Annotated in this window: 17 protein-coding genes; 11 read left to right on the plus strand and 6 right to left on the minus strand. The window is 70.7% G+C overall.

Annotated elements, in window-relative coordinates; all coding sequences use genetic code 11:
• The first annotated feature begins 59 nt into the window (after positions 1 to 59).
• Both glgB and ACTOWL_RS21810 read left to right on the plus strand, forming a co-directional pair.
• Entirely contained in the window at positions 60 to 2,309 is a 2,250-nt protein-coding gene (glgB, locus tag ACTOWL_RS21805) for a 1,4-alpha-glucan branching protein GlgB (RefSeq protein WP_441323384.1), read from the plus strand.
• A 38-nt stretch (positions 2,310 to 2,347) separates the two neighbouring features.
• On the plus strand, positions 2,348 to 2,791 hold the full coding sequence (locus ACTOWL_RS21810; protein WP_441323385.1) for a DUF4279 domain-containing protein: 444 nt from the start codon (positions 2,348 to 2,350) through the stop codon (positions 2,789 to 2,791).
• A gap of 36 nt (positions 2,792 to 2,827) precedes the next feature.
• Here ACTOWL_RS21810 and ACTOWL_RS21815 read toward each other — a convergent pair whose 3' ends face one another.
• Together ACTOWL_RS21815 and ACTOWL_RS21820 are read right to left on the minus strand one after the other, a co-directional pair.
• A complete protein-coding gene (locus ACTOWL_RS21815; RefSeq protein ID WP_441323386.1) occupies positions 2,828 to 3,049 on the minus strand; it encodes an antitoxin in 222 nt (73 codons plus the stop codon).
• A gap of 86 nt (positions 3,050 to 3,135) precedes the next feature.
• The gene (locus ACTOWL_RS21820; RefSeq protein WP_441323387.1) at positions 3,136 to 3,816 is read right to left on the minus strand and encodes a hypothetical protein; all 681 of its coding nucleotides are present in this window, start codon (positions 3,814 to 3,816) and stop codon (positions 3,136 to 3,138) included.
• 152 nt (positions 3,817 to 3,968) lie between these two features.
• Between ACTOWL_RS21820 and glgX the strand changes: the two genes are divergently transcribed.
• The 4 genes from glgX to ACTOWL_RS21840 all read left to right on the plus strand — a co-directional run bounded on the left by glgX (position 3,969) and on the right by ACTOWL_RS21840 (position 7,624).
• Positions 3,969 to 6,065 (plus strand): glycogen debranching protein GlgX, encoded by a 2,097-nt coding sequence (gene glgX, locus ACTOWL_RS21825; RefSeq protein WP_441323388.1) that lies wholly within the window; start codon positions 3,969 to 3,971, stop codon positions 6,063 to 6,065.
• A gap of 101 nt (positions 6,066 to 6,166) precedes the next feature.
• The gene (gene bfr, locus ACTOWL_RS21830; RefSeq protein ID WP_441323389.1) at positions 6,167 to 6,643 is read left to right on the plus strand and encodes a bacterioferritin; all 477 of its coding nucleotides are present in this window, start codon (positions 6,167 to 6,169) and stop codon (positions 6,641 to 6,643) included.
• Between the two features lie 126 nt (positions 6,644 to 6,769).
• On the plus strand, positions 6,770 to 7,117 hold the full coding sequence (locus tag ACTOWL_RS21835; protein ID WP_441323390.1) for a DUF6152 family protein: 348 nt from the start codon (positions 6,770 to 6,772) through the stop codon (positions 7,115 to 7,117).
• Positions 7,118 to 7,120: 3 nt separating this feature from the next.
• Positions 7,121 to 7,624 carry a hypothetical protein gene (locus tag ACTOWL_RS21840; RefSeq protein WP_441323391.1) on the plus strand — a complete coding sequence of 168 codons (504 nt, stop codon included), beginning with the start codon at positions 7,121 to 7,123 and terminating at the stop codon, positions 7,622 to 7,624.
• 17 nt (positions 7,625 to 7,641) lie between these two features.
• On the opposite strand, the gene phaR is transcribed toward ACTOWL_RS21840, so the two are convergent.
• Positions 7,642 to 8,286 carry a polyhydroxyalkanoate synthesis repressor PhaR gene (gene phaR, locus ACTOWL_RS21845; RefSeq protein WP_441323392.1) on the minus strand — a complete coding sequence of 215 codons (645 nt, stop codon included), beginning with the start codon at positions 8,284 to 8,286 and terminating at the stop codon, positions 7,642 to 7,644.
• Between the two features lie 360 nt (positions 8,287 to 8,646).
• Here phaR and ACTOWL_RS21850 point away from each other — a divergent pair, with 360 nt between their 5' ends.
• Entirely contained in the window at positions 8,647 to 9,957 is a 1,311-nt protein-coding gene (locus tag ACTOWL_RS21850) for an alpha/beta fold hydrolase (protein WP_441323393.1), read from the plus strand.
• Here the strand turns inward: ACTOWL_RS21850 and ACTOWL_RS21855 are convergent.
• Positions 9,845 to 10,756: a 2-keto-4-pentenoate hydratase gene (locus ACTOWL_RS21855; protein WP_441323394.1), complete on the minus strand. Its 912-nt coding sequence runs from the start codon at positions 10,754 to 10,756 to the stop codon at positions 9,845 to 9,847. The genes ACTOWL_RS21850 and ACTOWL_RS21855 overlap by 113 nt on opposite strands.
• Before the next feature lie 130 nt (positions 10,757 to 10,886).
• Here ACTOWL_RS21855 and ACTOWL_RS21860 point away from each other — a divergent pair, with 130 nt between their 5' ends.
• Together ACTOWL_RS21860 and phbB are read left to right on the plus strand one after the other, a co-directional pair.
• Complete coding sequence (locus ACTOWL_RS21860) at positions 10,887 to 12,059, plus strand: acetyl-CoA C-acetyltransferase (protein ID WP_441323395.1); 1,173 nt, start codon at positions 10,887 to 10,889, stop codon at positions 12,057 to 12,059.
• An 87-nt stretch (positions 12,060 to 12,146) separates the two neighbouring features.
• Complete coding sequence (gene phbB / locus ACTOWL_RS21865) at positions 12,147 to 12,869, plus strand: acetoacetyl-CoA reductase (protein ID WP_441323396.1); 723 nt, start codon at positions 12,147 to 12,149, stop codon at positions 12,867 to 12,869.
• 29 nt (positions 12,870 to 12,898) lie between these two features.
• Here phbB and ACTOWL_RS21870 read toward each other — a convergent pair whose 3' ends face one another.
• The gene (locus ACTOWL_RS21870) at positions 12,899 to 13,252 is read right to left on the minus strand and encodes a winged helix-turn-helix transcriptional regulator (RefSeq protein WP_441323397.1); all 354 of its coding nucleotides are present in this window, start codon (positions 13,250 to 13,252) and stop codon (positions 12,899 to 12,901) included.
• A 133-nt stretch (positions 13,253 to 13,385) separates the two neighbouring features.
• On the opposite strand from ACTOWL_RS21870, the gene ACTOWL_RS21875 reads away from it, so the two are divergent.
• Positions 13,386 to 14,402 (plus strand): zinc-dependent alcohol dehydrogenase family protein, encoded by a 1,017-nt coding sequence (locus ACTOWL_RS21875; protein WP_441323398.1) that lies wholly within the window; start codon positions 13,386 to 13,388, stop codon positions 14,400 to 14,402.
• Between the two features lie 208 nt (positions 14,403 to 14,610).
• Here the strand turns inward: ACTOWL_RS21875 and ACTOWL_RS21880 are convergent, their stop codons facing one another.
• Positions 14,611 to 15,018 carry a RidA family protein gene (locus ACTOWL_RS21880; RefSeq protein WP_441323399.1) on the minus strand — a complete coding sequence of 136 codons (408 nt, stop codon included), beginning with the start codon at positions 15,016 to 15,018 and terminating at the stop codon, positions 14,611 to 14,613.
• A gap of 104 nt (positions 15,019 to 15,122) precedes the next feature.
• Here ACTOWL_RS21880 and ACTOWL_RS21885 point away from each other — a divergent pair, with 104 nt between their 5' ends.
• Positions 15,123 to 16,016, plus strand: coding sequence for a LysR substrate-binding domain-containing protein (locus ACTOWL_RS21885; protein ID WP_441323400.1), 894 nt, complete (start codon positions 15,123 to 15,125; stop codon positions 16,014 to 16,016).
• The last annotated feature ends 22 nt before the right edge of the window (positions 16,017 to 16,038 follow it).

Genomic DNA, 16,038 nt, shown 5'->3' on the forward strand with positions numbered 1-16,038 from the left:
TCCCGGATCCGCCCTTGTTGTTTCCGGCAGGAACCAGTCAAGATCACGGGAGGATGGAGATGCCGATGACGCGAACCGATCCCCGCCCGTCGGCCGCGACGGACGCCCGGAACAGGTTGACCGACCCGGCCGACATCGCGGCGCTGATCGCGTCCGACCACCGCGACCCGTTCGGCGTGCTCGGCCCCCATCCCGCCGGCGACGGCACGGTGCTGCGCTGCTTCCGGCCCGACGCCGCGGCGGTCGAGGCGATCGACCCGGACAGCGGCGCGGTGCTGGCCCGGCTGGACCGGCGCCACCCCGACGGCGTGTTCGACGGCCGCATCGACCGCCCCTTCCCACAGCACTACCGGCTGCGCATCGACTACGGTACGGCCGGCGGGGTGTGGGAGATCGAGGACCCCTACCGCTTCCCATCCAGCTTCGGCGAGATCGACCTGCATCTGCTCGGCGAGGGCACGCATCTCGAGCTGTACCAGCGCCTCGGCGCCCATCCGCGGACGCTGGACGGGGTGGACGGCACGGTGTTCGCCGTGTGGGCGCCGAACGCCCGCCGCGTCGCCGTGGTCGGCGAGTTCAACAGGTGGGACGGGCGGCTGCACCCGATGCGGCTGCATCCCGGCATCGGCGTGTGGGAGATCTTCCTGCCCGGCGTCGGCCCCGGCGCGGCCTACAAGTTCGAGATCCGCGGCCCGAACGGCGACCTGCTGCCGCTGAAGACCGACCCCTTCGCCTTCCGGGCCGAGCATCCGCCGAAGACCGCCTCGATCGTGCACGGCCTGCCCGACCCCAGCTGGGACGACGCCGAGTGGCTGGCCGGCCGCGCGGCGGCGCAACGGCGCGGTGCCCCGATCAGCATCTACGAGGTCCATCCGGGATCCTGGCGCCGGGTGCCGGAGGAAGGCGGCCGGCCGCTGTCCTGGCGTGAGCTGGGCGACCAGCTGATCCCCTACGCCGCCGGACTCGGCTTCACCCATATCGAGCTGCTGCCGATCAGCGAATATCCGTTCGACGGGTCCTGGGGCTATCAGCCGATCGGCCTCTACGCCCCGACCAGCCGCTTCGGCCCGCCGGAGGATTTCGCCGCCTTCGTCGACCGCTGCCACCGCGCCGGGCTGGGGCTGATCCTGGACTGGGTGCCCGGGCATTTCCCGACCGACGAGCACGGCCTGGCTAGGTTCGACGGCACCGCGCTCTACGAGCACGCCGATCCGCGCCAGGGCATGCACCAGGACTGGGGCACGCTGATCTACAATTACGGCCGGGCCGAGGTGCGCAACTTCCTGCTCGGCAACGCCCTGTTCTGGCTCGACCGCTTCCATGTCGACGGGCTGCGGGTCGATGCCGTGGCCTCGATGCTCTACCTCGACTACAGCCGCAAGGCCGGGGAATGGGTGCCGAACCGCTTCGGCGGCCGCGAGAACCTGGACGCGGTGGACTTCCTGCGCCAGACCAATGTCGAGGTGTTCGGCCGGCACGAGGGCGTGACCACCCTGGCCGAGGAATCGACCGCCTGGCCGGCGGTGTCGCGCCCGGCCCATCTCGGCGGGCTCGGCTTCGGCTACAAGTGGAACATGGGGTGGATGAACGACACCCTGCGCTACATGCAGAAGGATCCGGTGCACCGCCACTGGCACCATTCCGACCTGACCTTCGGCCTGCTCTACGCCTTCAGCGAGAACTTCGTGCTGCCGCTGAGCCATGACGAGGTGGTGCACGGCAAGGGGTCGCTGCTGGGCAAGATGCCGGGCGACGACTGGCAGCAATTCGCCAATCTACGGGCCTATTACGGCTTCATGTGGGCCCATCCGGGCAAGAAGCTGCTGTTCATGGGCGGCGAGTTTGCCCAGCGCAACGAATGGAACCACGACCGCAGCCTGGACTGGCACCTGCTGGAGGCCGAGCGCCACGCCGGGGTGCAGCGGCTGATCGGCGACCTGAACCGGCTGTACCGCGAGCTGCCGGCACTGCATGTGCATGATTGCGAGCCGCAGGGCTTCGACTGGGTCGACGCCAGCAACAGCGCCGATTCGATCCTGGTCTGGCTGCGCCGCGGCGACGAGGCCGACCGGCCGGTGCTGGCGGTGTCGAACTTCACCCCGGTGCCGCGCCAGGGCTATCGCATCGGCGTGCCCCATGGCGGCCGCTGGGTCGAGCGGCTGAACACCGACGCGGCGGTCTATGGCGGCTCCGGCATGGGCAATTTCGGCGGGGTCGAGGCCGAGGCCTCGCCCTGGCACGGCCGCCCCTGCTCGATGCTGCTGACCCTGCCGCCGTTGGCGACCGTGCTGTTCGAATGGGCGGGGTGAAGCCGCCAAGGCCCACGCCTCGGGGCAGGAGCACAGAAGTGCCGGAAGCCGATGACGAGCCGATCTACCAGGCCTTCACGGCTTGCCTGCGCATCGTTGCGGATGATCTGCCGCATGACGAGATCACGCGGACACTCGGGGTCCAGCCGACGATGCGGCGCAAACGCGGCGATCGCCGTCGTCCCGGATCAGCCCCAGCGAAAGATGCGGCATGGCATTTCCAGCCGCCCGTACCGGAGGAATGCGACCTTTCGGAGCATCTCCGTGCCCTGTGGCAGGTGATCGCGCCGCATATCGCCTACCTCCGCGACCTCAAGGCGCGCGCCCGAATCGACATCTTCTGCGGTTACCGCTCGAATCACGGCGGCGCCGGCTTCGAGGTGGCGCCGGATGCGCTCAAGCCGTTTGTCGCCCTCGACATTCCATTCGACATCTCGGTGGTTATCGACGGATATGTCGTCGACCGGCTGAAACTCCAATAGTCCGAGATACTTTGGGTTCGCGGCCGCGAACTCGATCTACGATTTCCTCTCCTGCGGGGGCAGGTCGTTGCGACCTTCGATGCCGATCGGAAGCTCGGCCAACAACTCGAAGGCGCGAGCCATGCCGCGCCGCTTCTCGCGCAGCACGATCTCGTCGCCACGCCGGAAAACCTCGACGTCCCGCCCCTCGAAGCGGAATTGCTTCGGCAGTTGGACGGCCTGGCCATTGCCGGACCGGAACACGCGGGCCGTGACCATGGCATCCTCCGGAAGTCTGAGCCGCACGCTGGGTTCGCAGACGCGAACCCAGCCTACGACGTCCGGACCGAACTGTCGCCCTGCCGCTACGGGTTCGGCGCCTCGGGCTGGCGCTTCAGCTCCTCGGCGGTGCGGGCGATCTGGGCCTGCAGGTCGGCGAGCTGCTGGCGGGCCGTGGCCAGGTCGCCCTGGGTCTTGCCCAGTTGCTCGGTCGCCTGCGCCAGCTGGCCGTTCACCGCTGCGGAATCGGCGTTCAACCGGCCGTAGCTGTCGCGCTGCGCCGCCTCCTGCGCGCGCAGCTGCTCCAGCCGGCCATTGGCGTCGGCGATCTCGCCCTGCTTGCCGGCGAGCTGCGAATCGGCGGCCTTCGCCTGGTCCTGCGTCGCCTGGACCCGCGCCGCGGCCGCATCGGCCTGCTGTGCCGCCTGGTCGCGGCGCTGGGTGGCCTCGGCCAGAGCGGACCGGCCCTGCTGCAGCAGGCCCTGCAGCTTCTCCGATTCGGCCTTCAGCGCGTCGCGGTCGGCGCCGGCCCGCTTCAGCGCCGCCAGCTCCTGCTCCGCCGTTTCCAGCCTGGCCTGCAGCCCGTCGCGCGACTGGCCGGCGCTGCGGCTCTCGACGCCGAGATAGATCGCGACCACCAGGGCGACGAAGGCGACGATGATCGCGGCGATGACGGCGATTCGCGGCCCTTCCCCGTCACGCGGGGGAACGGGATGCGGATCGACCGGCCCGGCCGGGCTGTGATCGGGATCGGCGAGGGTCGTCACGCGGTCGGTCCTTTCGGCAGGTCGGCTGGGCAACGCCTAGCGGCGAAACTTGGTGAAAACGTGTCGGTGGTCGCGGCGGCGCGATGGCCGGTGGACGGCCGCCGCCCGCGGGCCCCATCCTGCCCGCGGGACAGGATCGAAGGAACCCCGCAATGCCGCTGCCCGATCGGATTCCGGCCGGCCGCCCGTGGCCGCTGGGCGCCACGCTGACCGAGGACGGTGTGAACTTCGCCCTGTTCTCCGCCCATGCCGAGCGGGTCGAGCTGTGCCTGTTCGATGCCGAGGGCCGGCAGGAGGTCGCGCGCCGGGACCTGACGGCCCGCACCGACCAGGTCTGGCACGGCTTCCTGCCCGGCGCCGGGGCCGGCACGGTCTACGGCTTCCGCGTCCACGGCCCCTACGCGCCCCTCGACGGCCACCGCTTCAACCCGAACAAGCTGCTGCTGGACCCCTATGCCCGCGGTCTTGCCGGCGGCTTCCATTGGGACGATTCGGTGCATGGCTACACCCGCGGCGACCCGGCCGCCGACCTGTCCTTCGACCCGCGCGACAGCGCCGCCTTCGTGCCGAAATCGGTGGTGATCGACCCGGCCCATGACTGGGAGGGCGACGAGGCGCCGCGCACGCCCTGGTCCGACACGGTGATCTATGAGGCCCATGTCCGCGGCCTGACCATGCGCCACCCGGGCGTGCCGGAGCCGCTGCGCGGCACGCTGGGCGGCCTGGCCCATCCGGTGATGGTCGACCACCTCCGCCGGCTCGGCGTCACCGCGGTCGAGCTGATGCCGGTCCATGCCTTCCTCGACGAGCGGGCGCTGGTCGAGCGCGGCCTGAAGAACTACTGGGGCTACAACACCACCGCCTTCTTCACCGTGCATCCGGCCTATGCCGGTGCCCTGCCCCCGCTGGAGGCGCTGCGCAATGCGGTCAAGGCGCTGCACCGGGCCGGCATCGAGGTGATCCTCGATGTCGTCTACAACCACACGGCGGAGAGCGACGTCTTCGGCCCGACCCTGAACTTCCGCGGCATCGACAACCTGTCCTACTACCAGCACACGCCGCATGACCGGCGCGAGCCGTTCAACCCGACCGGCACCGGCAATGCGCTGGACCTCGGCCATCCGCGGGTGCTGCAGATGGTGATGGACAGCCTGCGCTGGTGGGTCGAGGCGGCGCATGTCGACGGCTTCCGCTTCGACCTGGCCACCACCCTGGCCCGGGTGGAGTGCGACTTCACCCCCGCCGCGCCGTTCCTGCAGGCCGTGGCGCAGGACCCGATACTGGCACCGTGCAAGCTGATCGCCGAGCCCTGGGACATCGGGCCGGGCGGTTGGCGCGTCGGCGGCTTCCCGGCGGGCTGGTCGGAGTGGAACGACCATTACCGCGACGGCATCCGCCGCAGCTGGCGCGGCGATCCCGGGTCGCGGCCGGAGCTGGCGCGGCGCCTGTCCGCCTCCGCCGACCTGTTCGACCATGACGGCCGCGGTGCTCGGGCCAGCGTCAACTTCGTCACCGCCCATGACGGCTTCACCCTGGCCGATCTCGTCTCCTATGCGCAGAAGCACAACGAGGCGAACGGCGAGGGCAACCGCGACGGCACCGGCGACAACCATTCCGACAATCTCGGCGTCGAGGGGCCGACCGACGATCCGGCGATCCTGGCGCGGCGGGTGCGGCGGCGGCGCAACCTGCTGGCGACGCTGCTGTTCAGCCAGGGCGTGCCGATGCTGCTGGGCGGCGACGAGCTGGGCCACAGCCAGCAGGGCAACAACAACGCCTATTGCCAGGATGGGCCGCTGACCTGGCTGGACTGGGCCGCCGCCGACCCCGGCTTCCTCGATTTCACCGCGCGGGTCGTGGCGCTGCGCCGGGTCCACCCGGCCCTGCGCCAGCCGCGCTTCCTGCACGGCGCTCCGAGCGGGCGGGACGACCTGCCCGACATCGCCTGGCTGCGGCCGGACGGCCAGGCCATGGCCCCGGCCGATTGGGACGACCCGGCCGGCACCGCTCTCGGCGTGCTGCTGAGCGAACCGAGCGCGCCGCCGCTGCTGCTGCTGCTCAATCCCGGGCTGGAGGGGATGGAGTTCGCCCTGCCGCCCCTCGGAACCTGGCATCCCTGGCTCGACACGGCGCGGACCCCGAGCGTGCCGCGGCTGGAGGCGGCGGCCTATCCACTGACGGCGGAAAGCCTGGTGCTGCTGGCGCTTGGCGCCGCCTCACCAGCAGAGATCAAGAATGATTTGCAATAAAGCTGCGACTGTTTCTCAATCACAGAAAGTAAAACTTTACGGATTCCTGTAATCGTTCTAAGGTGCGCTCCTCGAATTGACGAACACCGGCCGAGGCGACGATGCAGGGCGACAAGAAGGTTCTCACCCACCTGAACGCGGTGCTGAAGAACGAGTTGACCGCGATCAACCAGTATTTCCTGCATGCGCGGATGCTCAAGAACTGGGACGTCAAGCGCCTGGCCAAGAAGGTGTATGAGGAATCGATCGGCGAGATGAAGCACGCCGATCTTCTGATCGAGCGCATCCTGGTACTGGAAGGCCTGCCGAACCTGCAGGATCTCGGCAAGCTCGGGATCGGCGAGACCGTGCCGGAGATGCTGGAATCCGACCTCGGCCTCGAGACCTTCAACCAGAAGACGGTGAAGGAGGCGATGGCGCATTGCGAATCGGTGCGCGACTTCGTCTCCAAGGACATCCTGCTGAAGATCCTCGACGACACCGAGGAGCACATCGACTGGCTCGAATCGCAGCAGTACCTGATCGCCCAGATGGGCCTGCAGAACTACATCCAGCTGGTGTCCAGCGAAGAGAGCTGAGCCCGGCCTCTTCGCGCGCTTCGACAGAGCCCCGCTTCGGCGGGGCTTTTTTTTCGGTCCCGGACATTGCACCGCGAGCCCGGCACCCAACCTGATACGGAGATCCATCAGCGCCCGGAGGAACCAATGCCCCGCAGCGTGCCGATCGTCCTGCTGGCGGCGCTCGTCCCCGCCACCGCCCTGGCCCATCACGGCTGGAGCTCCTACGACGCCAACACCGCGCTCACGCTCTCGGGGCCGATCGAGACCGCGAGCTACCAGAACCCGCATGGCCAGATCACCCTGACCCAGGACGGCAAGACCTGGCATGTGGTGCTGTCGCCGCCGTCGCGCATGGACCGGCGCGGCCTGCCGCGCGAGGATCTGACCGTCGGTAAGCCGGTGACCGTGGTCGGCTATCCCAGCCGGGTGGTCGCGGACGAGATGCGGGCCGAGCGGATCACGATCGACGGCCGCACCGTCGAGCTGCGCTGAACGATGGAGCACGGCCCCAGCGGCAGCGGCCTCCTCGCCGAGAGCGCGGCGCTGCTCGAGCACTCGCCCTTCGGCGCACTGATGCGCGATTCGCTGTGGCTCTACCCGGTGGCCAACCTACTGCATCTGCTCGGGCTGGTGCTGCTGGTCGGCGGTATCGGGCTGCTCGACCTCCGCCTCGTCGGCTTCGGCCGCGGGTTGCCGGTCCTGGTGGTGTCGCGCCTGCTGACCCGGGTCGCGCTGGTCGGGCTGGTGCTGATGGCCGCGACCGGCGCGGCGCTGTTCGCCGCCGATGCCGGGCCGCTGGCCGCGACCGACGTGTTCCAGTTGAAGATCCTGGTGATCGCGGCGGCGCTGGCCAACGCGCTCGCCTTCCGCTGGCTGTGGCAGCGGTCGCTGTCCGACTGGGACCACACCCCGCCGCTGCTCGGCCGGGTCCAGGCGGCGGGGTCGATCGTGCTGTGGTTCCTCGCCGGCGCGCTCGGCCGGCTGATCGCTTACGGCTGAGCGCCGGCCGGGTCAGGTCACCCCTTCGGCTTGGTGATCTCCTCGACCTGGCGCTGCAGGTCGTCCAGCTTCTGCCGCAGCGTGTCGATCGATCCCTGCTCCGCCGGCGCCGCCGGACCGGCCGCGGCCTCGCCCGGGTCGGCGCCGGGCGGCTTGCCGCCCTTGCCGGCGGCGAAGGGCGTGAACATCTGCATCGCCCGCTCGAACAGCTGCATGTTCTGCTTGCCCATCTCCTCGAAGGCGCCGAAGGGGAAGACCCCGCTGACGTCCTTGAAGTACTGGCGCATCTGGTCCTGGTTGCGGGCAAAGGCCTCCATCGAGGATTCGAGGTAGCGCGGCACCATGAACTGCAGGTTGTCGCCATACAGGGCGATCAGCTGCCGCAGGAAGCCGATCGGCAGCATGTTCTGGCCGCCCTTGCCCTCTTCCTCGACGATGATCTGGGTCAGCACCGAGCGGGTGATGTCCTCGCCAGACTTCGCGTCGTAGACCAGGAATTCCGTCCCATCCTTGACCATCTGGGCCAGGTTCTCGAGCGTCACATAGCTCGACGTCGCCGTGTTGTAGAGGCGTCGGTTGGCGTATTTCTTGATGGTGATGGGAGCGCTCTTCGGCTCCTCGGCCGACGGGGCGGTTCCAGGGGCGGCCTGACTGGTCGGCATGGGGGTCCCTATCGCTTCTTGGGGCCGCGGGCACACGGCCGCCCTTGACGGATTTGTGGCTATACTGGTCCGACCAGGCCGGCATGTCACGATCCTTTCGCATCGCAACACGCGCCGGGCATAGGCAGGCCCGGCGGGGCCGACTATGATCGCCGCCGATGACTGCGCCGAAACCACCCCACGACCCGCCGCCCGGCGACGGCGGCAGCCCAGACGACCTGGCCCGCCGTTTCCTCGATCTCTGGCAAGAGCATTGGACCGCAACCCTGACCGACCCCGAGACGCTGCGCGGCTGGGCCGCCCTGCTGGACCCTGGCCATGTGTCGCGGGTCGTGGCCGGGCTGGGCGGATGGGTCGGCGATGACGCCGCGCCTGGGTCCGCGGCCGCTGCCGCTGCATCTGGCCGCGGCGGCGGCGAGCTGGCTGAGCGGGATCGCCGCATTGCCGCTCTCGAAGAGCGCGTTGCCCGGCTTGAAGCCGCTCTGGCCGGAGCCGCTGCGCCGCGCCGCCGAACGCCTCGCAAGCCTGGCGCCTGACGCCGCCGGCGCGGCCCTGGCGCGGGAAGGGACCCGGCGCGCCGCCGCCTTCCTGACCGGGCTGGAGCGCTACGCCCGCCACCCCTATCGCCGCGACCTGCCGGAGCCGCCGGTGCTGTGGCAGGACGGGTCGGCCCGGCTGCGGGATTATGGTCCTGCCGACGGGCTGCCGCTGCTGGTGGTGCCGTCGATGGTCAACCGCGCCTATGTGCTGGACCTGACGGCGGAGCGCAGCCTGCTGCGCTTCCTGTCGGCGCAGGGCCTGCGGCCGCTGCTGCTGGAATGGGACGTGCCGGACGCGGCCGAGCACGACTTCACCCTGACCGACGTGATCCTGCGGCGGCTGGAGCCGGCGCTGGATGCTGCCATCGTGGCTGCGAAAGGGCCGGTCGGGCTGCTGGGCTACTGCATGGGCGGCACGCTGGCGGCGGCGCTGGCGGCGCGGCGGCCGGACGACATCGCCGGCATCGCCTTCATGGCCGCGCCCTGGGACTTCCATGCCGATGCGCCGCACCAGGCCGAGATCGGCCGGATGGCGGCGGCGGCCAGCCTGCCGATCGTCGCCGCGCTCGGCGTGCTGCCGCGCGACGGCATCCAGGCGCTGTTCACCATGCTCGACCCGCTGACCGCCTTGCGCAAGTTCAGCGCCTTCGGCCGGCTGAACCCCGGCTCACCCGAAGCGGCGCGCTTCGTCGCCCTGGAGGACTGGCTGAACGACGGCATCCCGCTGCCCGGCCCGGTGGCGCTGGAATGCCTGGCCGGCTGGTACGGCGAGAACATGCCCGGCCGCGGCCTGTGGCGGATCGACGGCGCGCCGGTGCGGCCGGAGGCGATCCGCCGGCCCAGCCTGCACCTGATCCCGGCGCGCGACCGCATCGTGCCGCCGGCCAGCGCCCGGGCCTTGGCCGAGCGCATGCCCGGCGCCGAACGGATCGAGCCGTCGATCGGCCATATCGGCATGGTGGTGGCCGGCGGCGCCGAGGCCCAGGTCTGGCGACCGCTGGCGGAATGGCTGGCCGCCGTTATCGGAAGTCGACCGACAGCGACACCGGCGCGGCCGAAAGCCCGTCGTAACGCGCCGTCACGGTCCCGCCCGGCACCGGCTGCACCGGCGGGCCGAACGAGCCGAGGCTGACCAGCTGACCCGGCTGCAGCGCCTCGCCCCGTGCCGCGAGGTCCTGCGCCAGCCAGATCACCGCGTTGAGCGGGTGGCCGAGGATGGCGGCGCCCGGCGCCTCGGCCAGCACCTTGCCGGTGCCGTCGGTCAGCGAGACCGTCATCGTCGCCAGCCTGTCGGCGAAGCCGGGCTCGATCGGAATGGGCTCTCCCAGAACGCCGAGGCGGGCGCCGACATTGACCGCGGCGATCGAGGCCGCGCTCGGCTTCTCGTCCGGCGGCAGGGCGAGGTCGGCCAGCTCGATGAAGGGGTACAGAGCTGAAAGATGCGCCAACACCTCGCCCGGCGTCTTCGCTTGGTTGACGCCGGCGTCGCCGATCACGGCGATCAGGTCGGCCTCGACCAGGGGGCGTGCCGCATAGTTGGCCGAGATCGGGCCATCGTCCTTCTTCTTCGCGGCTCCCGGCGAAAGCGGCGGATAGATCGTCCATCCTCCGGGCGGCCTGCGCAGCATTCCGGCGAGCAGCACGCCCGACACCGGATGGTCGACGCCCAGCCACTCCTGCATCGCCTTGCCGGTCAGCCCGACCTTGTAGCCGACCGGTTGCCCCAGGTCGCGGGCGAGGTCCCGGACCAGCGTCTTCTGGACGCAGGCGGCGGTGGCGGCGTCGATCCCGGCCAGGCCGGACACCGTCGTCGTCGCCCGCCAGGCCGCGGCCGCGCGCGTGGCGATCGCGGCGCAATCCTCGGCCGCCGCCGCTGGCATCGTTCCCACCAGCGTGGCCAGCACCGCCAGCCGCAACCTCGCCTTGCGCATCGGCTTCCCTCCCCCTTTGTCCGGCATTTCCGTGGCGGTTGCGCAGTCGGAAGTGCCGTGGCTATCGTCATCCTAGCGCAATTCGACCGGTGCGGCCCGACCGCGCCGGACAGCATGAGGAAACGCCTCCATGGCCAATGTCGTCATCGCCGCAGCCGCGCGCACGCCGGTCGGGGCCTTCGCCGGCGCCTTCGCCGCCGTGCCGGCGCATGAGCTGGGCATCGCCGCGATCACCGCGGCCCTGGGTCGGGCCAAGGTCGACGCCGCCGAGGTCGACGAGGTGGTGCTGGGCCAGGTGCTGACCGCCGCCACCGGCCAGAACGCGGCGCGCCAAGCCGCGATCGGCGCCGGCATCCCGAAATCGGCCACCGCCTACGGCATCAACCAGGTCTGCGGCTCCGGCCTGCGCACCGTGGCGCTGGGCGGCCAGGCGATCGCCCTGGGCGACGCCCGCATCGTCGTCGCCGGCGGGCAGGAGAGCATGTCGCTGTCGCCGCATGCTCTGCATCTGCGCAGCGGCACCAAGATGGGCGACGCCAAGATGGTCGACACCATGATCCGCGACGGGCTGTGGGACGCCTTCAACGGCTACCACATGGGCAACACGGCGGAGAATGTCGCCCGGCAATGGCAGATCACCCGCGACGAGCAGGACCGCTTCGCCCTGGCGTCGCAGCAGAAGGCGGGTGCGGCGCAGCGCGAGGGCCGGTTCAAGGACGAGATCGTGCCGGTCACGGTCAAGGGCCGCAAGGGCGATGTCGTGATCGATGCCGACGAGTACCTGAAGCCGGACACCACGATCGAGGTGCTGGCCAAGCTGCGCCCGGCCTTCGACAAGGAGGGCACGGTCACCGCCGGCAACGCCTCCGGTCTCAATGACGGCGCCGCGGCGCTGGTGCTGATGAGCGAGGAGGAGGCCGCGCGTCGCGGCATCACGCCCCTCGCCCGCATCGCCTCCTGGGCCACGGCCGGCGTCGACCCGGCGGTGATGGGCTCGGGCCCGATCCCGGCCAGCCGCGCGGCGCTGAAGAAGGCCGGCTGGACCGCCGAGCAGCTGGACCTGGTCGAGGCCAACGAGGCCTTCGCCGCCCAGGCCTGCGCCGTGAACAAGGACATGGGCTGGGACCCGGCCCGGGTGAACGTCAATGGCGGCGCCATCGCCATCGGCCACCCGATCGGCGCGTCGGGCGCGCGGATCCTGACCACCCTGCTGTACGAGATGGGCCGGCGGGACGCGAAGAAGGGCCTCGCCACCCTGTGCATCGGCGGCGGCATGGGCATCGCTCTCTGCGTCGAACGCTGAGAGCGGCAGCCGCCGATTTTCCCGGGCCGCCCGCCGAGTTCTCGTCGCGGCCGGCGGCCCTCAAATCCAACCCTGGGAGGACGTCACATGGCACGTGTAGCGGTTGTGACCGGCGGGACGAGAGGCATCGGCGAGGCGATCTCGCTCGCCCTGAAGGAGAAGGGCTACAAGGTCGCCGCGACCTATGCCGGCAACGATGAGGCCGCCAGCGCCTTCAGCGAGCGGCACGGCATCAGCGTCTACAAGTTCGACGTCGCCGATTACGAGCAGTGCCAGGCCGCGATCGCCAGGATCGAGAGCGAGCTCGGGCCGGTCGAGGTGCTGGTCAACAATGCCGGCATCACCCGCGACGGCACCATCCACAAGATGGACCGCCAGGCCTGGGACGCCGTGATCGACACCAATCTCGGCTCCTGCTTCAACATGTGCCGCTGCGTCATCGACGGCATGCGCGCCCGCAGCTTCGGCCGCATCGTCAACATCGGCTCGATCAACGGCCAGGCCGGCCAGTACGGCCAGGTGAACTATGCCGCGGCGAAGTCCGGCATCCACGGCTTCACCAAGGCGCTGGCGCAGGAAGGCGCCGGCAAGGGCGTCACCGTCAACGCCATCGCGCCGGGCTACATCGACACCGACATGGTCCGCGCCGTGCCGCCGAACGTGCTGGAGAAGATCGTCGCGCGCGTGCCGGTCGGCCGCCTGGGCAAGGCGTCGGAGATCGCCCGCGGCGTGCTGTTCCTGGTCGATGACGAGGGCGGCTTCATCACCGGCTCGACCCTGTCGATCAACGGCGGCCAGCATATGTACTGATGCGCCCCGGGGAGGGCCTCGGCCCTCCCCTAGGCGGCTTCGGCCGTTCCCTCCACCCGGTCCCGGAAGCTCTGGCCCCAGGCCCTCATGGCGTCGAGCACCGGCGCCAGGGTGCGGCCGTATTCGGTCAGCGAGTACTCCACCCGCGGCGGCACCTCGGCGAAGACCTGCCGGTGCACGATCCCGTCCGTCTCCAGCTCGCGCAGCTGCAGCGTCAGCGAGCGCTGCGACACGCCGCCGAAATGCTTGCGCAGCTCGCCGAAGCGCCGCGGCCCGTCCAGCAGCTGGTACAGGATCACCGGCTTCCACTTGCCGCCCATGACGGCGAGCGTGACCTCGACCGCACAGCCATAGGACCGGCGGGCCTGATCTCGTGGCGGCATTGTCGTCTCCATAGGTGCAAAAGAGTATCCTATGGCAAGAAATGTTGCCTTCTTGCGCCAAGGCCTGCAAGCCGCAACATGGCACCCATGCCGCTATCCGGCGGCGATCCCGACACATCGGAGACCTGGAGCCATGCGCCAGTACCGCTTCCCCCGCATCGGCAGCATCGACGACCTTACCCTCGCCGAGACCGAGACCCCGGTCCCCGGCCGAGGCCAGGCGCTGGTCCGGCTGCGCGCGGCGTCGCTGAATTACCGCGACCTGATGGTCGCCACCAACCGCTACGGTCGCGGCGCGCCGCTGCCGGACCTGGTGCCGCTGTCGGACGGCGCCGGCGAGGTGGTGGCGGTCGGCGCGGACGTGACCCGGGTCAAGGTCGGCGACCGCGTCGCCGGCATCTTCATGCAGAGCTGGATCGGCGGCGAGATCGACACCGCCGATCCGGCCAGCGCGCTGGGCGGCGCCGCCCATGGCGTGCTGGCCGAGCACCGCGTTTTCGACCAGGACGGGCTGGTGCATCTGCCCGACCACCTGAGCTTCGAGGAGGGCGCGGCCCTGCCCTGCGCCGGGGTCACCGCCTGGAACGCGCTCTATGGCGGCCAGCATCCGCTGCAGCCGGGCGAGACCGTGCTGGTGCTGGGCACCGGCGGCGTCTCGATCCTGGCGCTGCAATTCGCCCGCGCCGCCGGAGCCCGGGTGATCGCCACCTCCTCCAGCGACGCCAAGCTGGAGCAGGCGAAGGCGCTGGGCGCGGCCGAGCTGGTCAACTACCGCCGCCATCCGGACTGGGAGAAGGAGGTGCTGCGGCTGACCGGCGGGCGCGGCGTCGACCATGTCATCGAGGTCGGCGGCGCCGGCACGGTGCCGAAGTCGATCGCCGCCACCCGGATCGGCGGCTTCGTCCAGCTGATCGGCGTGCTGACCGCCGGCAGCCCGTTCGAGCCGACGCCGCTGATCGGCCGGTCGGTGACGCTGCGCGGCCTGTATGTCGGCTCGCGCCAGATGTTCGAGGCGATGAACCGGCACATCGCGCAGGCCGGCATCCGCCCGGTAATCGACCGGGTCTTCCCGTTCGAGCAGGCCAAGGACGCCTACCGCCACCTGGAGGCGGCCGGCCATGTCGGCAAGATCGTGATCGCGATCGGGTGACCTTAGAAGGGGCCTGGGGGGAGGTCCGAGGGCCTTTGCCAGCCTCGCCATCTCTCGAGACCCAGATCGGCCCGGAGATGTTCGGAGAGGTCGCCCGGCCGCAGCACGGGGCGGCGGCGCCGCAGCAGCGACGCGAACGACAGCGCCCTTCCGGCGAGGCGGCGCAGCGCCGTCGGCCGCCGAGCCGGCAGGACGGCCGGCGCCGCGCTCATCCCGGCACCACGGCGAGCACGTCGAGCTCGAACAACAGCCCTTCGCGGAAGAAGCGCGCGATCTGCAGGGTGGTGCTGGCCGGTGGCGCCACGCGGTTGACGTAGCGGTCGCGCACCTCGCGCAGGGTCGGGCCTTGGGCGGCGAAGTCGGTGACGAACATGCCGAGCCGGATGACGTGCTCGAAGCCGCTGCCGGCGGCCGCCAGGCCGGCCTTGACGTTCTCGAAGGCCTGCTCGGCCTGGCCGGCGAAGTCCGGTCCGGCGATCGAGCCGTCGGGGCGGATGCCGACCTGGCCGGCAAGCTGGACCAGGCGGGCGCCGGCCGGGATCAGCACCACCTGGGAATAGCCGTTCGGCGCCGGCATGGTATCGGGGTTGAGGAAGGTGAGAGAGTCGGCGGGCATCGTGGGCGTCCTGGCTGGAAAGGATGGACGGACGATGCGCCATCCCTTCCGACCGAACCACGCAAGGCCTCGCCGCCGATCATAAGCCAGGCTTATACTGGGCCATGCCGACCGACAGCCTGCCCTTGCCCGCCCTGCACGCCTTCGAGGCCGCGGCGCGGCATGTCAGCTTCACCCGCGCGGCGGCGGAGCTGGGGCTGACCCAGGCCGCCGTCAGCTACCACGTCAAGCGGCTGGAGGAGCGGCTGGGGGCGCCGCTGTTCGCCCGCCGCGGCCGCAGCTTGGCCCTGACCGAGGCTGGGGAGCGGCTGGCGGCCGAGGTGGTCGACGCCTTCGGCCGGCTGCGCGCCGTACTCGGCAGCGAGGTGGATGCGGCGGGCCGCAGCCTGACGGTCGTGTCGGTGCCCACCTTCACCACCCATTGGCTGGCGCCGCGGCTGGGCGCCTTCCAGGCCGCGCATCCGGAGCTTACGGTCAAGCTCGCCACCAGCACCGAGCTCGGCGACAGCATCGACGGCGAGCTCGCCGCCGATATCGAGATCCGCGCCGGGCCAAGCGGCTTTCCGCCGCGCTTCGTCGCCCACAGGCTGCTGGAGGTCCGCCTCGCCTGCGTGGTGGCGCCCCGGCTCGCGGCCGGGCTGCGCCAACCGGCGGACGTGCTGTCGCTGCCGCTGATCGGCATGAGCATGAGCTGGGATGCCTGGTTCGAGGCGGCCGGCGTCGAGGCCCCGGCGGCACTGCGAAAGCCGGCGCCGCGCTTCGACAACCAGGCAGCCTCGGCGCAGGCCGCGGTCGGCGGGCTCGGAGCGGCCCTGGTCACGCCCGACTTCTTCGCCGAGGACCTGGCCACCGGACGGCTGGTCGCGCCGTTCCCGCTCCTGGTCGACCGCGCCAAGGGCTATTGGCTGGTCTACGCCGCGGACCAGCGCCACCGGCTCAAGATCCGCGCCTTCCGCGACTGGATCGTCGCAGCCGCCTCGGCCGATCTGCGCCCATAAAAAAAGGCGGCCCGAGGGCCGC

Origin of the sequence: Inquilinus sp. CA228, from assembly GCF_052078665.1 — a bacterium.
In the GTDB taxonomy this organism is placed as follows: domain Bacteria; phylum Pseudomonadota; class Alphaproteobacteria; order DSM-16000; family Inquilinaceae; genus Inquilinus.

What these genes read in the sequence shown, in the direction of transcription:
- ACTOWL_RS21880 (WP_441323399.1), bottom strand. Translation starts at nt 15,018, where the DNA reads ATGCCCGCCGACTCTCTCACCTTCCTCAACCCCGATACCATGCCGGCG.
- glgX (WP_441323388.1), top strand. Translation starts at nt 3,969, where the DNA reads ATGCCGCTGCCCGATCGGATTCCGGCCGGCCGCCCGTGGCCGCTGGGC.
- ACTOWL_RS21815 (WP_441323386.1), bottom strand. Translation starts at nt 3,049, where the DNA reads ATGGTCACGGCCCGCGTGTTCCGGTCCGGCAATGGCCAGGCCGTCCAA.
- ACTOWL_RS21855 (WP_441323394.1), bottom strand. Translation starts at nt 10,756, where the DNA reads ATGCGCAAGGCGAGGTTGCGGCTGGCGGTGCTGGCCACGCTGGTGGGA.
- ACTOWL_RS21850 (WP_441323393.1), top strand. Translation starts at nt 8,647, where the DNA reads ATGACGCCGCGCCTGGGTCCGCGGCCGCTGCCGCTGCATCTGGCCGCG.
- bfr (WP_441323389.1), top strand. Translation starts at nt 6,167, where the DNA reads ATGCAGGGCGACAAGAAGGTTCTCACCCACCTGAACGCGGTGCTGAAG.
- phbB (WP_441323396.1), top strand. Translation starts at nt 12,147, where the DNA reads ATGGCACGTGTAGCGGTTGTGACCGGCGGGACGAGAGGCATCGGCGAG.
- glgB (WP_441323384.1), top strand. Translation starts at nt 60, where the DNA reads ATGCCGATGACGCGAACCGATCCCCGCCCGTCGGCCGCGACGGACGCC.
- ACTOWL_RS21875 (WP_441323398.1), top strand. Translation starts at nt 13,386, where the DNA reads ATGCGCCAGTACCGCTTCCCCCGCATCGGCAGCATCGACGACCTTACC.
- ACTOWL_RS21860 (WP_441323395.1), top strand. Translation starts at nt 10,887, where the DNA reads ATGGCCAATGTCGTCATCGCCGCAGCCGCGCGCACGCCGGTCGGGGCC.
- ACTOWL_RS21835 (WP_441323390.1), top strand. Translation starts at nt 6,770, where the DNA reads ATGCCCCGCAGCGTGCCGATCGTCCTGCTGGCGGCGCTCGTCCCCGCC.
- ACTOWL_RS21885 (WP_441323400.1), top strand. Translation starts at nt 15,123, where the DNA reads ATGCCGACCGACAGCCTGCCCTTGCCCGCCCTGCACGCCTTCGAGGCC.
- phaR (WP_441323392.1), bottom strand. Translation starts at nt 8,286, where the DNA reads ATGCCGACCAGTCAGGCCGCCCCTGGAACCGCCCCGTCGGCCGAGGAG.
- ACTOWL_RS21840 (WP_441323391.1), top strand. Translation starts at nt 7,121, where the DNA reads ATGGAGCACGGCCCCAGCGGCAGCGGCCTCCTCGCCGAGAGCGCGGCG.
- ACTOWL_RS21870 (WP_441323397.1), bottom strand. Translation starts at nt 13,252, where the DNA reads ATGCCGCCACGAGATCAGGCCCGCCGGTCCTATGGCTGTGCGGTCGAG.